Origin of the sequence: Polynucleobacter sinensis, from assembly GCF_001595985.1 — a bacterium.
GTDB classification, from domain to species: Bacteria; Pseudomonadota; Gammaproteobacteria; order Burkholderiales; family Burkholderiaceae; genus Polynucleobacter; species Polynucleobacter sinensis.
Genome location: NZ_LOJJ01000001.1, coordinates 180,214 through 199,172, shown reverse-complemented (window position 1 = coordinate 199,172; position 18,959 = coordinate 180,214). Strand labels below are relative to the sequence as shown.

At 46.6% G+C, this 18,959-nt stretch carries 13 protein-coding genes and 1 pseudogene; 12 read left to right on the top strand and 2 right to left on the bottom strand.

What is annotated here, in order from left to right; genetic code table 11:
* The 3 genes and pseudogenes from mnmE to mnmC form a co-directional block, all read left to right on the top strand.
* Positions 1-1,368 carry a tRNA uridine-5-carboxymethylaminomethyl(34) synthesis GTPase MnmE gene (gene mnmE / locus AOB49_RS01115; protein WP_062306917.1) on the top strand — a complete coding sequence of 456 codons (1,368 nt, stop codon included), beginning with the start codon at positions 1-3 and terminating at the stop codon, positions 1,366-1,368.
* 87 nt (positions 1,369-1,455) lie between these two features.
* Positions 1,456-3,321 carry a phosphoenolpyruvate carboxykinase (GTP) gene (locus AOB49_RS01110; protein ID WP_062306913.1) on the top strand — a complete coding sequence of 622 codons (1,866 nt, stop codon included), beginning with the start codon at positions 1,456-1,458 and terminating at the stop codon, positions 3,319-3,321.
* A gap of 35 nt (positions 3,322-3,356) precedes the next feature.
* Positions 3,357-4,358: pseudogene (gene mnmC / locus AOB49_RS12235) on the top strand (FAD-dependent 5-carboxymethylaminomethyl-2-thiouridine(34) oxidoreductase MnmC); the annotation flags it as partial.
* Positions 4,359-4,417: 59 nt separating this feature from the next.
* On the opposite strand, the gene AOB49_RS01100 reads toward mnmC, so the two are convergent.
* Both AOB49_RS01100 and dprA read right to left on the bottom strand, forming a co-directional pair.
* The gene (locus AOB49_RS01100) at positions 4,418-7,096 is read right to left on the bottom strand and encodes a DNA topoisomerase III (RefSeq protein WP_082784007.1); all 2,679 of its coding nucleotides are present in this window, start codon (positions 7,094-7,096) and stop codon (positions 4,418-4,420) included.
* A gap of 223 nt (positions 7,097-7,319) precedes the next feature.
* Positions 7,320-7,991, bottom strand: coding sequence for a DNA-processing protein DprA (gene dprA / locus AOB49_RS01095; protein WP_062306908.1), 672 nt, complete (start codon positions 7,989-7,991; stop codon positions 7,320-7,322).
* Between the two features lie 71 nt (positions 7,992-8,062).
* Here dprA and def point away from each other — a divergent pair, with 71 nt between their 5' ends.
* The 9 genes from def to AOB49_RS01045 all read left to right on the top strand — a co-directional run bounded on the left by def (position 8,063) and on the right by AOB49_RS01045 (position 18,900).
* Positions 8,063-8,578, top strand: coding sequence for a peptide deformylase (gene def / locus AOB49_RS01090; protein ID WP_062306907.1), 516 nt, complete (start codon positions 8,063-8,065; stop codon positions 8,576-8,578).
* 7 nt (positions 8,579-8,585) lie between these two features.
* The gene (gene fmt, locus AOB49_RS01085) at positions 8,586-9,608 is read left to right on the top strand and encodes a methionyl-tRNA formyltransferase (RefSeq protein ID WP_062306903.1); all 1,023 of its coding nucleotides are present in this window, start codon (positions 8,586-8,588) and stop codon (positions 9,606-9,608) included.
* Complete coding sequence (gene htpX, locus AOB49_RS01080) at positions 9,601-10,467, top strand: zinc metalloprotease HtpX (RefSeq protein WP_062306900.1); 867 nt, start codon at positions 9,601-9,603, stop codon at positions 10,465-10,467. Before fmt ends, htpX begins: the two co-directional genes overlap by 8 nt.
* Entirely contained in the window at positions 10,468-11,781 is a 1,314-nt protein-coding gene (rsmB, locus tag AOB49_RS01075; RefSeq protein ID WP_062306897.1) for a 16S rRNA (cytosine(967)-C(5))-methyltransferase RsmB, read from the top strand.
* Positions 11,778-12,359 carry a DUF4390 domain-containing protein gene (locus AOB49_RS01070; RefSeq protein ID WP_062306895.1) on the top strand — a complete coding sequence of 194 codons (582 nt, stop codon included), beginning with the start codon at positions 11,778-11,780 and terminating at the stop codon, positions 12,357-12,359. The genes rsmB and AOB49_RS01070 overlap by 4 nt, the downstream gene beginning before the upstream one ends.
* Positions 12,356-14,668, top strand: a complete 2,313-nt coding sequence (locus tag AOB49_RS01065) for an ATP-binding protein (RefSeq protein WP_062306892.1) — start codon at positions 12,356-12,358, stop codon at positions 14,666-14,668. The genes AOB49_RS01070 and AOB49_RS01065 overlap by 4 nt, the downstream gene beginning before the upstream one ends.
* A gap of 2 nt (positions 14,669-14,670) precedes the next feature.
* Positions 14,671-15,354: a response regulator gene (locus tag AOB49_RS01060; RefSeq protein ID WP_062306888.1), complete on the top strand. Its 684-nt coding sequence runs from the start codon at positions 14,671-14,673 to the stop codon at positions 15,352-15,354.
* A gap of 116 nt (positions 15,355-15,470) precedes the next feature.
* Positions 15,471-17,657 (top strand): OsmC domain/YcaO domain-containing protein, encoded by a 2,187-nt coding sequence (locus AOB49_RS01055; RefSeq protein WP_062306886.1) that lies wholly within the window; start codon positions 15,471-15,473, stop codon positions 17,655-17,657.
* Between the two features lie 337 nt (positions 17,658-17,994).
* Positions 17,995-18,900 carry a hypothetical protein gene (locus tag AOB49_RS01045; protein WP_156471301.1) on the top strand — a complete coding sequence of 302 codons (906 nt, stop codon included), beginning with the start codon at positions 17,995-17,997 and terminating at the stop codon, positions 18,898-18,900.
* Positions 18,901-18,959: the final 59 nt, after the last annotated feature.

Genomic DNA, 18,959 nt, shown 5'->3' with positions numbered 1-18,959 from the left:
ATGACTAGAAAGTTACCCATCATTGCAGTCGCTACGGCTCCCGGCAAGGCTGGTGTCGGAGTTATTCGCATTAGCGGCCCAAATCTGGAGCCCATTACCCATACTCTCTTTCATAAAACCCTTGCGCCGCGTCAAGCCAAGCTACTAACGCTCAAAGATGCTAGTGGCGCTTCTATTGATCAGCTGATTGCAATTTTCTTTACTGCGCCCGCATCATTTACTGGCGAGGATGTCTTGGAGTTGCAATGTCATGGCGGGCCACACCTTCTCGAGTTGGTGATGAAGCGCTGTCTCGAGTTAGGCAGAGAGGCGGGGCTAGTAATCGCAGAGCCTGGTGAATTTACGCTACGCGCTTATTTAAATAACAAAATTGATCTAGCTCAGGCAGAGGCAATTGCTGATCTCATTGATGCACAAAGTGAGGCTGCTGTTCGCGGTGCGGCCCGCTCTCTGCAAGGTGCATTTTCAAATGACATCAATGACTTGATTGAAGAGATCACCCAGCTGCGGATATTGGTCGAATCGACTTTGGATTTTCCGGAGGAGGAAATTGAGTTTCTAGAAAATGCTCAAGCACGCCAGCGCTTAAATACGGTTTCCCAAAAGTTGCGCACTCTAAGGGAGGGCGCAAAACAAGGCAAGATTTTGCGCGATGGTATACAGCTTGTTTTGGCGGGCGCCCCCAATGTCGGCAAAAGCTCCTTGCTAAATCGTTTGGCTGGTGAAGAGGTTGCGATTGTGACGCCCATTGCTGGAACCACGCGTGATCGCGTGAAGGAGAGTATCAATATTGATGGTGTGCCAATGCACATCATTGATACAGCCGGTCTGAGGGAGACCAGCGATGTGGTTGAGGCAAAAGGGATTGAAAGATCGTGGGACTCCATTAGCTCGGCAGATTTAGTGATTTTTCTAAAAGACCCACATAGCGCGGAGAAGGCCCCTCTTGGGCTCAAAGAACAAATCCTAAAAGCCATTCCTGCAAAATGCCCCGTTTTAGAGGTAATTAATAAGTCAGATTTGCTAGATTTAGGCGTTACAGAGGATCCAGCTAACGCGGCGCTGTTTATTTCAGCTAAAACGGGTGCGGGCATCGTGGCGCTAAAGCAAAAGATTTTGGAGTTGGCTGGCTGGGGTGGTAACCAAGAGGGGGCGATTTTGGCTCGCAGGAGACACTTGGATTGCCTGGATAGGGCATCTGAACATATCAAAAAATCAGAGCAGTTCGCGAAAGATGGAAACATTTCGCTGGAGTTATTTGCAGAAGAGCTCCGTTTGGCGCAAGATCACCTTGGTCAAATTACCGGAAAGCTATTGCCAGATGATCTTTTAGGAAAAATTTTTAGTCAATTTTGCATTGGCAAATAGGGGATTTGCTCCCGTTGGGGGTAAACATAAAAATATGTCCAAAATGTTAAAATAGTTCGATCAAAATTATTACTTCATAGGACTCTCATGACCACAACAAAAAACGGGCAAGCTAGCGTTAACGCCCCCGAGTACGTCAAAAATCAGAAGTTGATTCAATGGGTTGCAGATGTAGCCGCCTTAACTAAACCCGATAAGATTCATTGGTGTGACGGCTCGCAGTCAGAATATGACGAGTTTTGTGAGCTTTTGGTAAAGGCTGGTGTATTTAAGCGTCTCAACCCAGCCAAACGTAAAAACTCTTTCTTGGCCTTATCTGATCCGGATGATGTCGCTCGTGTTGAAGACCGTACCTTTATTTGCTCTGCGAAAAAAGAAGATGCTGGTCCAACAAATAATTGGGTTGAACCAAGCGAGATGCGCGCAACATTGCAGCCATTATTTGATGGCTGCATGCGCGGCAGAACAATGTATGTAGTTCCTTTTTCAATGGGCCCAATTGGCTCGCCAATCGCCCACATTGGCGTTGAGTTGTCTGACAGCCCTTACGTTGCAATCAATATGCGTTTGATGACCCGCATGGGTAAAGCGGTTATTGATCAGCTTGGCGCGGATGGCGAATTTGTTCCATGTATTCACACTGTTGGCAAGCCTTTAGCTGCTGGCGAAAAAGATGTTGCATGGCCCAACAATAAAGATAAATATATCGTTCACTATCCAGAAACTCGTGAGATTTGGTCTTTCGGATCTGGTTATGGCGGCAATGCACTGCTTGGTAAAAAGTGTTTTGCTTTACGCATTGCGTCCAACATGGGTCGCGACCAAGGTTGGTTGGCAGAGCACATGTTGATCTTGGGCGTAACTTCACCCGAGGGTAAGAAATACCATATTGCCGCAGCATTCCCATCCGCTTGTGGAAAAACCAATTTCTCCATGATGATTCCTCCAAAGGGATTCGAGGGCTGGAAAGTCACCACGGTTGGTGATGACATTGCCTGGATTAAGCCACGCAAGGACCCTGTCACAGGCAAGACTCGTTTATTTGCAATTAATCCTGAGTCTGGTTACTTTGGTGTTGCGCCAGGCACAAACCGTCAGACCAATCCAAATTGCCTTGATTCATTAAATCAAGATGTGATTTTTACGAACGTTGGCTTAACTGATGATGGTGATGTTTGGTGGGAAGGTTTGACCGATACACCGCCAGCACATTTGATTGATTGGCAGGGTAAAGATTGGACTCCTGCTGATGGCGCAGCCGGCCGCAAAGCTGCACATCCAAACTCACGTTTCACTGTAGCTGCTACAAACAATCCTGCGGTTGATCCTAACTGGGATGATCCAGAGGGTGTGGCGATTGATGCATTCTTGTTTGGTGGTCGTCGCTCAAACACTGTGCCTTTGGTAAGCGAGGCGCGTGACTGGGTGGAGGGCGTTTATATGGCCGCAACAATGGGCTCTGAAACTACCGCCGCGATTACTGGTCAGGTTGGTGTGGTTCGTCGCGATCCGTTCGCAATGATTGCATTTGCCGGCTACAACATGAGTGATTACTTCCAGCACTGGCTCAACATCGGTAACAAACTTGCTGCTGAAGGCGCGGTATTGCCAAAAATCTATTGCGTGAACTGGTTCCGTAAAGATGAAAACGGTAAGTTTGTATGGCCTGGTTTTGGTGAAAACATGCGCGTTCTCTCTTGGATCCTGGGTCGCGCTGAAGGCACCGCTAAGGGCACAGAAACTGTGTTTGGTATCTGCCCCGAGCATACTGATATGCATTGGGATGGACTCGATTTCCCGGTTGAAAAATTTGAGAAAGCCATTGCAGTTGCAGTTGATGACTGGAAGAACGAGCTCAAACTACATTCTGAGTTGTTCGAGCATCTTGGCGAGCGTTTGCCAAAAGAGTTATTAGATGCGCGCAGCAAAATTGAGCAGCGTTTAAATGCTTAAGTATTTCTAGTTTCTATTTCAAAAATCTTCATTAAATGACCTCCCCCCAACACCATGACATCGTGGTGATTGGGGCAGGCATTGCTGGCTCTACGATTGCGAGCGAATTGCTTGAGCGGGGCCAATCTGTCTGCATCATTGATGCCGCATCTTCCCCTGCCACCGCATGCTCTAGTCATGCTTATGCGATTGCGCATCCTCACGTAGGCCGTGGAGCGCCACGATTATTGCGTTTAACGCGCATTGCATTTTTGATGGCTCGAGCCCGCTGGGGCACAGTTTGGAATCAGCATGGTATTTTTCAGCCGGTAAAAAAAGATAGGCCTTTTGATCGAGAAGTGCTTGCCAATCATTTGAAGTCATTGGAGCTTGATCAAGGCATCGCTCAAGCGCTTAATGCGGATGAGGCAATACTGGCTTGTGGAATTCCGCAGGCTGGCATTTGGATTCCCGGGGGTGCATCCCTCAGCCTGGCGGATCTTGCTACTGCGCAACTTCAAGCACACCCCTTGTTAACTTGTCTTTGGAATTCCCGTGTTGTTCGATTAGAAAAACGGGGCGATACCTGGGCATTATTTAATCCTGTAGATGTATGTCTGATAACCGCAAGCAAAGTCATTATTGCTGCAGCGCTGGAGACAAAAAGCCTAGCCGCAAGCATAGGGGTGCGCCTACCTTTAAGACCAGTCCGTGGGCAACTCAGCATTTTTTCTGTGAATGCCAATGACCCATGGACAAAAAAATTACCGCGTACTGCAATATCAGGGGATGGCTATTGCTTGCCAGCAAAAATGCTAGCTGATGGTAGTTATCAATGGATTGTTGGCTCTAGCTTTGATGAAGGGCAAAGCGATCTTCAGGACTGGACTTCTAGCGATGACTTTAATCGCGAACAAGCAAAAGGCTTGCTAAATTATGCGGAAGGAAATAGTGCCGCTCTCCAAAAGAGCGAGAGCTTTGTGGGCGTGCGTTGTGTCGCCGGCGATCGACTCCCTATCATAGGAGCGCTTACCCAAAGCCCAGGTATTTATCTGGCTACAGCTTTGGGATCTAGAGGAGCACTTTGGTCGGCATTGGCCGCAAAGCTCATTGCCGCTCAGGTGCTGGAGGATGATTTTGCTTTGCTTACCCGCTTAGGCTTTGCCGCAGATTTGGTTGCAGCGCTTGCGCCAGCGCGTTTCTTTGCTGGCGCCTTGGCGGCACCATCTGCTTTCGGTGCCTTGGCCTCGAATTCAAAACCAATTTTACCGTCAGCACCTAAGGCTAAATAAGCCTTAAAGCCCCGCCCAGTTCGATTGGATTTAAAGTTGGTTAGTAAATCGGTTTTACCTTCTTTGAGGAGTTTTTGAACCTGTTCGGCAGAAATTTCTTGCTGCAATACAACTTTGCCTGTTTTGAAATCGCAGGTTTTGTTTGGCCCTGTATTGTGTTCGCAAACATAGCGCATACCATCTTCATAAACTGCGCCAGAGCATTTTGGACATACACCCAAAGCCTGGCGACCAGTGAAGTCGATTGCTTCGGATTCATCCTCTTGGGCGTTTCCAAAATCAAACTCTAATTTATACCCAGCATTGGGATAGTCCGCATCATCTTCTGGAATTTCGCTTAATTTGATAATGGCCGCAAATGGTCTGCCCATCTTGCTGCGGAATCCTTGTAATGGCCCAATTGTTTTTTCACGCAAGAGCTCTTCAACCTCGGGATACTCAAACGCACGACCCCCAGGCGTTTTGCTAATCGTAAAACCACATTTTTCACAAGCAAAGCGACGATAGTTTTCTTTAACCGAGCCCTTGCAATGTGGGCATGGGGTTGTCATTGTGGCGTAGTCACCGGGGATGGTATCGCTGTCATATTCTTTTGCGCGTTTAACAATGCGCTGAGTCATTTGCGCAATTTCTTGCATAAAAGTGTCGCGATTCATCTCGCCACGTTCAATTAGTGACAGCTTATTTTCCCAACTTCCAGTGAGGTCTGGGCGTGTTAATTCTTCAACATCCAGACCGCGTAAGAGAGTCATCAATTGGAACGCTTTCGCAGTAGGTATTAATTCTCGGGCCTCGCGAACAATATATTTTTCTGCAAGTAAGCCCTCGATAATGGCCGCTCGAGTTGCTGGTGTACCCAAGCCTTTTTCTGCCATGGCTTCGCGCATATCATCATCATCAACCCATTTGCCCGCGCTTTCCATGGCCGATAACAAGGTTGCTTCGGTGTACCTAGCGGGAGGTTTGGTTTTTAATGGAACTGCAACAATTGATTCATTTTGGACGGTCTCACCCTCTTGTACGGGAACCAACTCATCGTCAGCTTGATTTGATCTTCCATAAACAGTTAGCCAACCTGGGTTTACCAACACACGACCCTCGGTCTTGAAGTGATGACCAGAGGCCTCAGTAATACGCGTGGTGACGCGGAACTCTGCTGCCGGATAGAAGACAGCTAAGAAGCGACGCACAACCAAGTCATACAGCTTCTGCTCTGGTTCGCTTAACGATTTTGGCGACTCTAGTGTTGGAATGATCGCAAAGTGATCTGAAATTTTGGGGTTATCAAAAATACGCTTATTCGGTTTGATCCAACCATAACCTGCTTTCGCTTTTGGATCTTTGGGGTCGCCTTGCAAAATCTGCTTGGCGAACGGGCGATATTCTTGCGAATGTTCCGCAAGATTTTCCATCGTTTGTTTAACCGTATCTAAATAATCCTCGGGGAGTGCTTTTGCATCGGTACGCGGATAGGTAAGTACTTTATGACGCTCGTAAAGCGCTTGAGCTAGGCCCAAAGTATTTTTTGCAGAAAACCCAAAGCGCGCATTTGCTTCACGTTGCAAACTAGTTAGATCGAATAATTGAGGCGCCAATTGTGTTGCAGGCTTTGCCTCTTCTTTTACGCTTGCCTTCTTGTCGCGGCAAGCTGCAACTATGCTCTGTGCGGCAGCCTCACTCCAGAGGCGATTTTCCCGAGCATCAGGCTCCGCAGCATCTTTCTTAAATTTTGGGTCAAACCAGCGGCCTTCATACACGCCAGCTGCTGCAATAAATTCAGCTTTAACCTCCCAATAATCTTTGGAGATGAATTTGCGAATCAACTCTTCACGCTCAACTACGATCGAGAGTGTGGGGGTTTGAACTCGACCAACCGTTGTTAAAAAGAATCCGCCACTTTTGCTATTAAATGCGGTCATGGCTCGCGTGCCATTGATGCCAACTAACCAGTCGGCTTCGGAGCGACAGCGCGCAGCATCTGCAAGCGGTTGCATTTCACCATCGCTACGCAAAGAGGCGAATCCTTCGCGAATCGCTGCAGGTGTCATTGACTGCAGCCAAAGTCGCTTAATGGTCTGCGGCGCTTTTGCATGCTGTGCAATTAAGCGAAAAATTAATTCACCTTCTCGTCCCGCGTCACATGCATTGATGAGTTCGTTGATGTCTTTGCGTTTAATGAGTTTTTGCAAGACCTTCAATCGTGATTCGGTTTTGGCTATCGGACGCAAATCAAAATATGGGGGAACTACCGGCAGGTTGGCAAATGACCATTTGCCGCGTTTTACATCAAACTCCTCGGGTGCGGCAATTTCTAATAGATGGCCCACAGCAGAAGAGATGACGAAGTCATCGCTCTCAAAATAATCCTCATATTTCGTAAAACCACCCAAAGCTTTGGCAATGTCATTGGCAACAGACGGCTTCTCCGCAATGATGAGAGCTTTTGGATGATCCACAGAAGAAGTCTTTGAACCGCTTTTTTTGGTAGTTGCTTTAGTAGCCACGCGTTTTGCCTAAATTTGAGCTTGTAATGATGGTTTTAATGGGGAAAACGGAAGATCAATTTAAACCAAATCTGAGTTTGTTCCTCTGGATACCCCTTTTTTATTATTAACCGATAAATTGTTAAAAGTCCAAAAGCCCCCTTTTTGCCCGTATTTTTAAGGCCATTATTTGGAGGATTGATGCTTAAAACCTGCATTTAATGGCCCTTGAGAGGGGTTTTGACTAAAAATGAAGCTCATCGAGCACATCGTTTGGATTTTGAACTAGTTTGGCCCCTTGTTGAATGAGCTGATGGCACCCCCTAGAAAGAGGCTGATTGATGGAGCCTGGAAGTGCGAATATTTCTCGCCCCAACTCGTTTGCTAATCTAGCGGTAATGAGTGAGCCTGACTTTTCGGCGGCTTCTATAACCACCACCCCCAAGCAAAGGGCGGCAATTAAGCGGTTTCGGCGTGGAAAATGGTGGGCTCTTGGCCCAATCCCAGGCGCCAACTCGGAGACCAATAGACCCTGTTGACCTATATCTTGGGCCAAAGAAGCATGTTCTGGGGGATAGACAATGTCTAATCCCGTCCCGCATACAGCTAGGGTGGAGTGAGCCTTGCCAAGCCTGAGGGCGCCACAATGGGCGGCCCCATCAATACCGCGTGCCATGCCAGAAATCACCAGAAAGCCGGCTTTAGAGAGGGCTTGAGAGAATTGGAAGGCATTTTTAATCCCCTCTTGGCTTGGGATGCGTGAGCCAACGATGGCAATCATGGGTAAACGCAAAAGTCGACTCTCGCCATATATATAGAGCAGTTTAGGTGGGTCAAACAAATCCCAGAGTCGGGGCGGGTAGTCTGGGTCGTTTTGGCTGATCGATAGGATGCCTGAGGGGTTGTTCGTGCGCATCTAGAGATTTTCGATCGTGGAATATTTGTAACTATCAGGACAGGCGGATTACTCTGTTGGATAATTCCTACATGGCTTTATTAACCGTTCTTTGTTATCCAGATCCACGCTTGCATAAGGTTGCTAAACCTGTAGCGAAAGTAGATGCACGCATTAAAAAAATTGTGGCCGATATGGCTGAGACAATGTACGACGCCCCTGGAGTGGGATTAGCTGCTACCCAAGTGGATATCCACGAGCAGATTGTTGTGATTGATGTATCTGACAATCAGGATGAGTTGATGGTATTCATCAATCCAGAGTTAGTTTGGTCCAGCCCCGAAAAAAAATCTTGGCGCGAAGGTTGCCTATCCGTTCCCGAGTATTACGATGAAGTGGATCGTCCTGCGGTAGTGCGAGTCAAGGCGCTTGATATCAATGGCAAAGAGTTTGAGATCGAAGCAGATGGCCTGCTAGCAGTATGCTTGCAACATGAGATGGATCATTTAAAAGGCAAGGTATTTGTAGAATATCTTTCTATGCTCAAGCGTAATCGCATTTCATTAAAAATGAAAAAGCGCGCTAAAGAACTAGTCGGCCAGCGCTAAGCGCCCAATGAAAATTGTTTTTGCAGGTACTCCAGAATTTGCTGCGCACGCAATGCGCGCTATTAAGCATGCTGGCCACGAAATTGTTTTGGCTTTAACGCAACCCGATCGTCGAGCTGGTAGGGGAATGCATCTTCAGGCTAGCCCTGTAAAAGTATTTGCGTTAGAGAGCAATATTCCCGTATTGCAACCAATAACACTGAAGCAATCTCACTCGGATCCTCAAAAGAGCGCTGAAGCTAAAGAGGCTTATGAGGCTCTGTCAGGGATAGAGTTTGATGCGATGGTGGTGGTTGCATATGGCTTGATTTTGCCGCAAGAGATTTTAGATTTGGCAGCTAAGCAGAGGCGTCATGGCTGTTTTAATATTCATGCATCACTATTGCCTCGTTGGCGTGGCGCCGCTCCTATTCAGCGCAGCATTGAGAGTGGCGACACAAGGACGGGCGTGAGCATCATGCTGATGGATGCTGGCCTGGATACGGGCGATGTTGTATTGACCGAAGATCTCATGATTTCTCCACAAGAAACAAGTGCTTCATTACATGATCGCTTGGCAGAGCTAGGCGCGCGTCTCATGGTGCAGGTGCTCAACAATCTTGATGCTGATGTCAAGCTTACAAGAGCTCCTCAGCCAAGCGAAGGCGTTACTTATGCAGAGAAAATTCTCAAGAATGAGGCCGAGATTGATTGGGGCTTAAGCGCTGCTGAAATCGATCGGCGCATACGTGCTTTTAACCCATTTCCTGGATCAACTAGTCATTTAAATGGCGAGCAGTTCAAGTTTTGGAATTCATGTTTGCCCGATAACTTAAACATTGCCCAAAGCAAGAATATTGGAGAAGTTGTAGGCTTGAGTGACGAGGGTATTTATGTTCAGTGTGGGGATGGTGTTATCGAAGTTTTAGAAATGCAAAGGCCTGGAGGCAAAAGGTTAGATGCGGTTAAGTGTCTGGCTATGAGCAGTAGAGAGCTCCCACCAATTCAATTTAAAAGCATGATTAATGTCAAAGGGGGGAAACATGTTTAATTTAGCAAAGACCGCCATTTTGATGGCGGTAATTACAGCGCTTTTCATTATTGTTGGAGGCATGATTGGTGGCAGGGAAGGCATGCTGATGGCCTTATTGATTGCCGTGGGGATGAACTTCTTTAGCTATTGGTTTTCAGACGCAATGGTGTTAAAGATGACCAATGCTAGACAGGTAGATGAGCATAGCGCCCCTGATTTTTATGCGGTGGTTAAGGAGTTGGCCGATAAAGCTGGTTTGCCAATGCCAAAAGTTTACTTAATTGATGAGGATGCGCCCAATGCATTTGCAACTGGACGTAATCCTGATAATGCTGCGGTTGCCGCAACAACTGGAATTCTCAAAATTCTCTCCCGCCGCGAATTTCGGGGGGTCATGGCTCATGAGCTGGCGCACATAAAACATCGAGATATATTGATATCTACAATCGCAGCGACTATGGCTGGTGCAATATCAGCATTGGCAAATTTCGCCATGTTTTTTGGTGGGCGTGATGCTGATGGCAAGCCACACAATCCGATTGCGAGTATTTTGGTAGCGCTATTAGCCCCACTTGCTGCTAGCCTGATTCAAATGAGTATTTCACGGGCGCGTGAGTTTGAGGCCGATCGAGGTGGAGCAGAGATTAGTGCCGATCCTGAAGCGCTTGCTAATGCATTAGGAAAAATTCATGCATATGCGAGCAGCACCCCTTTCTATGCTGTTGAGAGACATCCTGAAACTGCTCAAATGATGATTCTGAATCCTCTGTCTGGATCTGGGCTTGCGCAGCTTTTTTCTACCCATCCACCAACAGCTGAAAGAGTGGCGCGCTTGTTGGCTATGGCTAAACAAGAAACAAACCCTAGGATGGGCTAATTGACTGATAAAAAAATATCACTCAGCCTCCCGCTTTCTGAGGCGATTACGATTTCTGCACAAGCAATTGGTGAGGTCATGCTTGGACGGTCTCTTACGGAAGTGCTTGATTTGCTAGATGCCCATGAGCGACCCATCGTACAGAGCCTAACGTTCGATGCCTTGCGAAAATGGGTGAGGTCACACGAGTTAATTAAAGAATTTATTCCCAAGCCACCACCGCCCGAGGTTGAGCATCTATTAAGTGTCGCAATTGCCCTTTTCCTTCACAATGGATCTGATGGAAAGGGCTATGCAGCGCATACGATTGTTGATCAAGCGGTAAAGGCTTGTGGTGAGTACGAACAAACTCTTTACGCAAAGGGTTTGGTTAATGCAGTATTGCGCAAGGTGGGTCTATTGATGCAAGCAGAGGCGGAAAAGCCTTATCCACCAGATCCAATTCCGATGTTCTTTCCACCTTGGTGGCGCGCTAGTTTAAGGCGAAATTATTCTAAGTCATGGCATCAGCTAATAATTCAGCAGGCGCAGAGAGCGCCATTAATTTTGCGCGTTAATATCCGCCAGCATACTCGTCACGAATATCAGGGTATGTTGCGGGAGGCTGGAATTGCATCCGAGCCAATCGAGAGCATTGCTGGCATTCCTGTTGATGCTGCGCTGTTGCTACGCGAACCGGTTCCGGTTTCCGATTTGCCAGGATTTTATAGCGGCGCCGTTTCGGTTCAGGATGTGGGCGCTCAAATTGCAGCTGTCCTGCTTGATCCCCAGCCAGGAGAGAGCATATTGGATGCTTGCGCCGCCCCAGGTGGCAAGACTGCTCACCTGCTGGAGTTGGCAGAGTGTGAGATGACTGCTTTGGAGCTTGATGGGGCGCGTCTAGGAAAGATTAGTGGTAATTTAGATCGTTTACGCCTTCAGCGTGATGAAGTTAAGGTAGTCAGGGGTGATGCTTCGAAGGCAGCTTGGTGGGATGGAAAGTTATTTGACAAAATTTTGCTTGATGCGCCATGTTCAGCTTCTGGCATTGTCGCAAGGCATCCTGATATTCCTTTTTTAAGGCGCGAAGCTGATATTCCTGCCTTGCAGCAACGGCAACGAGCAATCATGACCCAAGCTTGGAAAATGCTTAAACCTGGCGGCTTGCTTTTGTATGTTACCTGCTCGGTATTTCCCGAAGAGGGTGAAATGCAGGCTGTTTGGTTTGCTGATGAGTGCCCTGATGCGTTACGATTAAGCGCCCCGGGGCAAATATTGCCGACCGAGGTTAACGATGGTTTCTACTATGCTTTGTTTAAGAAAAATGGGCCATGAGCCAATGCATTAAACAATTTATCTTTTGCGTGTTGTTGACCCTGTGTACATTTTCAGCGGCCGTCAGCGCAGAGGGAATCAAGATTAAATCCGTGGAGTTAGAGCGGATAGATAATGATTGGCTTCTAAATGCTACATTCCAGATTGAACTTACCCCGGGACTTGAGGATGCAGTTCAAAAAGGAATTGTTTTGTATTTTCAAACTGAGTTTGATTTAACGCGTTCACGTTGGTATTGGTTTGATGAAAAACCGGCGCTTGCACAACGTCAAACCCGCCTTTCTTATCAACCGCTTACTCAGCAATATCGAATTGCATCAGAGGGTCTTACCTTTTCAGCAAAAACCATTTCTGAGGCCTTGCAAACGGTTGGCAGTGTTGGTGGCTGGCGGGTAATAGATAACAGTCAAATAGATGCGAGCAAATCTTATATTGCTGCGCTTAGAATGACGCTTGACTTAAGTAAGCTGCCTAAACCTTTCCAGGTGAATGCACTAAATAATCGCGACTGGAATGTTTCGAGTGACTGGTTGAGATTTCCATTCTCACCGACCGGCCCTAATGTTATTAAGCGATGATGCGTTCTTTCGCCTTCTCTAAGCCACACTCTTTTGACAAAGAGGTTTGGAAAAGGCGCGCCCTGCCGATCGCAATGGGAGTTATAGGAACCTTTGCCCTGTGCTTATTGGTTCTTCTTTCAATTGCCTCCTCCAATACAGAATTTTTTGATAAATATTTTATTTGGCTCTACGCAGCTAATGTAGTGATTGGTGTTTGTCTGATCTTGGTGATTCTGGTGTTGGTGTCTGTAATTGCTATTCGCTGGCATAAGGGGCGTTTTGGTACCCGCCTGATTGCGAAGTTGGCAATGATTTTTGCTTTGGTTGGGGTGGTACCAGGATTAATTTTGTATGGCGTATCCTTGCAATTCGTTTCTCGTAGTATTGAGACCTGGTTTGATGTGAAGGTCGAGTCTGCGCTGAACTCCGGTTTAGAGCTGGGGCGAGTTACTTTACAAATTGCTCAAGAAGAAATTTTGGCCGAAGGCAATTTTATTGCCGAACAAATCACTCAGGTTCCTTCGGGAACAAGCTCTGAGCAGGTTGGCGCTATGGTGATGAAGATTCGCAATCAATTCGGCATTCAAGAGGTCAGCCTTTTTAATATGCAGCGGAACTTGATTCTGTCGAGCGAGTTGAAGCCAAAAAAATATTTACCGCCTCCCAGTGCCGAGGTGGTTTCTGAGGCATTTAAAAAGAAGGGTCTTACCGCTTTAGATCAAGTTGAAATGGAAGGCGGCCAGCGCGGTTACCGGGTTAGGGCAATTGTGCCGATCGTGCGCAAAAAGCCCGCTCAAGGAAAGTTAGATTCCGGCAAAACTGCAGAAGATCGATACTTTCTGCAGCTAGTTCGCTATATCCCAGCCCCGCTAGCAAAGAATATTTTTGCCGTGGAATCAGCCTACAGTGAGTATCAAGAAAAGTCATTGGGGCGGACGGGATTGCGCAAAATGTTTGTGGGCACTTTAACGCTGACGCTCTTCTTCGCTTTATTTGTCGCCGTGATTTTGGCTTTGTTGTTAGGGCGCCAGTTGGCTAGGCCACTCTTAATGTTGCTCAAGGGAACGCAAGCCGTTGCTCAGGGCGATTTATCGCCTAAGCCAGAACTAGATACCGGCGATGAACTAGGAATGCTCACGCGACAATTTAATGTGATGACAAGGCAGTTGGCTGATACACGCACCTCCTTACAAGAATCTAAGGCCTTTTTGGAAAAAGTGCTGGGAAGTTTAACGGCCGGCGTATGTATTTTTGATAAGCACTACAACATCGTATCTAGCAATGCTGGCGCAGACCGTATTTTTGGGCAGGACCTCACCTTATTAGATGGCAAGCCCTTAAGCAGCAACCCAGCGCTTTTGGAGTTTGAGGAAGCCATCAAGGAGGGTTTTGCCACCATGAAGCTTGGTGTTGCGGAAGGCGAGCCCAGTCCTGAGGCCCAATTAGGACAACAAGCTGCCCCCATATGGCAAAAGCAGGTTCAGCTTCATAGTACCAATGAGTTTGAAAACGAATTAGGGGTCACGTTGTTTGTTCGCGGCACAAAGTTAACGGCTGACCTGCGCATGGTTGTCTTTGATGACATTACTGATGTCGTGAGTGCTCAGCGTTCTATTGCTTGGAGCGAGGTCGCAAGAAGATTAGCGCATGAGATTAAGAACCCATTAACGCCTATACAGCTCTCAGCGGAGCGACTTCAACACAAGCTTGCAGGCAAGCTCAGTCACGAGCAAGAAGAGATGATCAATCGGAGTACTGAAACAATCATTGGCCAGGTGCAAGCAATGAAGGAGATGGTCAATGACTTTAGAGACTTTGCTAAAACTCCAAGCCCTCAGCTAAAGTCGGTATCTATTAATACTTTGATTCAAGAAATTCTTGGTCTTTATGAAGGTAGCCCAATAAAAACCCAGCTAGATCCACGCTGCCCAAACATTCTGGGCGATTCAACGCAGTTAAGGCAGGTCATTCATAACTTGTTACAAAATGCACAAGATGCCACTCTTGAGGGGGATCATCAAAGTGCTCCAGTGGAAGTCAAAACAGAGTTACTAGCTTATGGTGAGTTAAGTGGCGTGAAGCAGAATGCAGTACGGCTAACAATAAGTGATTCTGGATCTGGGTTTCCAGCTAAGATATTGGCAAGAGCGTTTGAACCTTATGTTACAACTAAGAGTAAGGGTACGGGTTTGGGGTTGGCGGTGGTTAAGAAGATAGTTGATGATCATGGTGCCAAAATTGAAATCCGCAACCGGATGCAGGAAGATCAAGTGGTAGGTGCGCAAGTATCAATTTTGTTTATGAATCTGGCAAACGAGGCAGCATAGGTATGGCAAGTATTTTGGTGGTCGATGATGAGATGGGAATCCGAGAACTTCTCAATGAGATTTTGACGGATGAGGGCCATACCGTGTATGCCGCGGAGAGTGCTATTCAGGCGCGCACAATTCGTGAGCAAATGCGGCCAGATTTAGTTTTGCTCGATATTTGGATGCCTGACGTTGATGGCATAACCTTGTTGAAGGAGTGGTCCAAAACAGGGCAGTTGACGATGCCGGTGGTGATGATGTCTGGGCACGCAACCATTGATACTGCAGTAGAGGCAACCCGAATTGGCGCATTAAACTTTTTAGAAAAGCCGATTGCCCTGCAAAAGCTGTTAAAGACAGTAAATAAGGCCTTAGAGAGCTCCCCTAAGTTTGTGGAGCCCGTTGAAGAAAAAGTTGCTCAGCCTGCGCCCACATCCAATCCAAGCCCCAAGACTAATTCAAGCGAACAAGTCTTACCCGCCCCCGAGGGTGAGTACATTAGTGGTATTGCAAAAACCTATTTTGATTTGCCGCTCAGAGAGGCTCGCGATCTTTTTGAAAAAGCGTATTTTGAGCATCAAATGATCATTATGGGTGGCAGCATGACGAAGATTTCCGAGTACACGGGGCTTGAGAGAACTCACCTGTACCGCAAGCTGAAGGCTTTGGGTATCGATACGTCGCGAAATAAGGGCGAACAATAAAGTCCCGGGCAAGTCTTTGCTGCGCTTGGGCAAAAGGATTGGCCATTACGGATAGTCAATATTGGAGGGGATAATAGCGCCCTTAACATTTGTGCAGCATTTTCGGAACTATTCCCATGGAAATTAAGGTCAACTTTCTCGACAAACTCCGCCTTGAGGCCAAGTTCGATGATTTCACGGTAATTGCTGATCAACCCATTCGATATAAGGGTGATGGCTCTGCTCCTGGCCCCTTCGATTATTTTCTGGCTTCATCAGCTTTGTGCGCTGCATATTTTGTAAAGTTGTATTGCGACACCCGTAATATTTCCACAGAAAATATCCGTCTTTCACAGAACAATATTGTCGATCCAGATAATCGTTATCAGCAGATTTTCAAAATTCAGGTTGAGCTGCCAGAAGATATTTCTGCAAATGATCGCCAGGGCATTTTGCGCTCTATTGAGCGCTGTACTGTTAAGAAGGTTGTGCAAGCGGGGCCAGAGTTTGTCATTGAAGTGGTGGCCAATCTCGATGCAGATGCGCAGACTTTGTTGTCCTTAAAAGCTGATCCCAATGCCAGTACTTATATTGTAGGTAAGGATCTGCCGCTTGAGCAAACCATTGCCAATATGTCGGGTGTATTGGCAAACCTCGGAATTAAGATTGAAATTGCTTCTTGGCGCAACCTCATTCCTAATGTGTGGTCGTTGCACATCCGTGACGCACATTCCCCGATGTGCTTTACCAACGGGAAGGGCTCGACAAAAGAAAGTGCCCTAGCATCTGCCTTGGGTGAGTACATCGAGAGGCTGAGCAATAACCATTTTTATGCAGGCGCATTTTGGGGTGAGGATGTTGCGGATGGAGCGTTTGTTCATTATCCGAATGAGCGTTGGTTTAAACCGGGCCCTAAAGATGCATTACCAACAGAAATTCTAGACGAGTACTGCTTGAGTATTTTCAATCCTGATGGTGAATTACGTGGCTCGCATTTGATTGATACCAATTCGGGTAATGCGCAGCGCGGCATTTGTTCTTTGCCTTATGTGCGTCAGTCCGATGGCAAGACCGTCTACTTTCCCTCCAACTTGATAGAAAACCTTTATGTTAGCAACGGCATGAGTGCAGGCAATACCTTGGCCGAAGCGCAGGTGCAATGTTTATCAGAGATTTTCGAGCGCGCAGTAAAGCGTGAAATCTTGGAGCGTGAAATCGCTTTACCAGATGTGCCGCAGGAAGTGCTCTCCAAGTACCCTAGCATTTTGGAAGGTATTCGAGGGCTGGAGGAGCAAGGCTTCCCAGTATTGGTAAAAGATGCGTCGCTGGGCGGCATCTATCCAGTGATGTGTGTTACCTTGATGAACCCCAGAACGGGTGGTGTATTTGCTTCTTTTGGTGCACACCCCAGTTTAGAGGTGGCGCTGGAGCGGAGTTTGACAGAGTTACTTCAAGGACGTAGCTTGGAAGGCCTGAATGATTTGCCTCCACCAACCTTTGCGAGCGAAGCTGTGACTGAGCCCAATAACTTTGTCGAACACTTCATTGATTCTAGCGGCATTGTGTCGTGGCGGTTTTTCAGTGCTAAATCAGATTACGATTTTGTTGAGTGGGACTTCTCTGGTCATGGCGAAAACTCCAATGCCCAAGAAGCAGAAACTTTATTCAACATCCTCAAGTCTATTGATAAAGAGTCATATGTTGCGGTGTATGACCAACTAGGTGCTATTGCATGTCGCATATTGGTGCCTGGCTATTCCGAGATATATCCCATAGAAGATTTGGTTTGGGATAACACCAATAAAGCCTTATTGTTCCGTGCCGACATTTTGAATCTTCATCGATTAGATAATGCTACTCTCAGCCAGCTACTTGAGCGTCTAGAGAATAACGAGCTCGACGAGTATGGAGACATCGCCACATTAATTGGTATTGAGTTTGATGAAAATACTGTATGGGGTCAACTCACGGTTCTTGAGTTGAAGCTATTGATTCATCTTGCGTTACGGCAGTTTGATGAGGCTCAAGAATTAGTGGGCGCCTTTCTGCAATATAACGACAACACAGTCGAGAGAAAATTGTTTTATCAGGCCTTAAATGCAGTGCTGGAGATTGTCCTTAACGATGATCTAGAGCTTGACGACTATGTGCTTAATTTGCGGCGAATGTTTGGGGGCGAGAAGATGGATGCGGCAATAGGATCAATAGATGGCAGCGTGCGCTTCTATGGACTGACTCCCACCAGTACAAAATTAGAAGGCCTTGATAGGCATCACCGTCTGATCGATAGTTACAGAAAATTACATGCTGCTCGGGCAAAATAGCGACCATAGCCCTTTAGATAGCCTCCCTTAGTCAATCTGCTAGACATAAATAAAGCCCCAGCTATATGGGCTTTATAGGATTTTCTCAGGCATAACAAGGTTTCATTTATAATTCCCATTCTTGGCCTGGTAGCTCAGTCGGTAGAGCAGAGGATTGAAAAGCTAGGATAGAGGACTAAAACAGTTCTGCACATTGGGTCTAAGCTGGTTGTGACCAACCGCCCTACAAGCACCGAATTTCCTGGCTCCGAGCGGTTTCGAATATTTCCCGAATGGCATCGACAGCAATCTTAAATTAGGCAATGCATCGGCCTTATCTTTTGTTACTATTTTAGTTATGAAAAATATAATGCTTGGTATTGTCCATCTTTCACTCTTTATATTGAGCGGATGCGCCCCATCGTATAAGCCCATCTACATGTCGCAGGAAGAGTTCCAAAAAAACTTTGGAAATACTTTTATATCTACTTGCGTAAGGCAATGTAGCGGCGGCAACTTTAAATCTTTATATGATGCAAAAAATTGGTATGGCTTAGCCTACGCAGAATACACAACGGGCTCCTATGATGATTTGGGCTTTTATTACATGGGACTTGCGGCAGAAAATTTAAACTTTAAAGAAATGTCCCAAAAGTACTATGAGGCAGCCTTAAGAAACTCAGGAAAATCCGGTTGCGGAACAAAGTCATCGGGCTGTGATGGGTTTAGTTTTCCTGCAGATATCTATACAAAGCTTGATAAATTTGCCCAACAACAAGGTCACCCGAACTACCAGGCAAAATTAGCTTCGGATAAAGCTGCTCTTGACGCTGATTTGAAAAAAAGAGCGGCTGCAATAGCAGAGGATGAGCGCAAGCAGCGGGCCCAAATGCAGGCTGCCAAAGATGCAGAGGCCAAAAGAAAGGCAAGCCTTCCAAAGCCTGACATTAATCAAATAGCAAAATGTGCGGGGTATTTATATGGTTATACAAAAATTAATAACCCTCTTTCAGAAACAAACAAGAGGCTAATACAGGAAGCAAACGATTTCTTGAATTTGTTTGAAGATATTAAAGATAGGTCGCCAATCGCAGTTAAGGCAATGAATATAGGTAATGGCTTAGGGCAGACTTATTTTGCAACGGCTCAAAATGGAAATATGGCCAATGTTTACTTGGTCCAAAACATGCGAAATGTAATTAATAACGAATGTGCAGAGTATGGTCACAGGTTTGGCGTTGAGACTATTAAGTTAGTAAATTAAGCGCCTCCCCAGCACTATTCCATCAAGCCTCGATAGATAGGGGGCTGTTTATTGTCTGT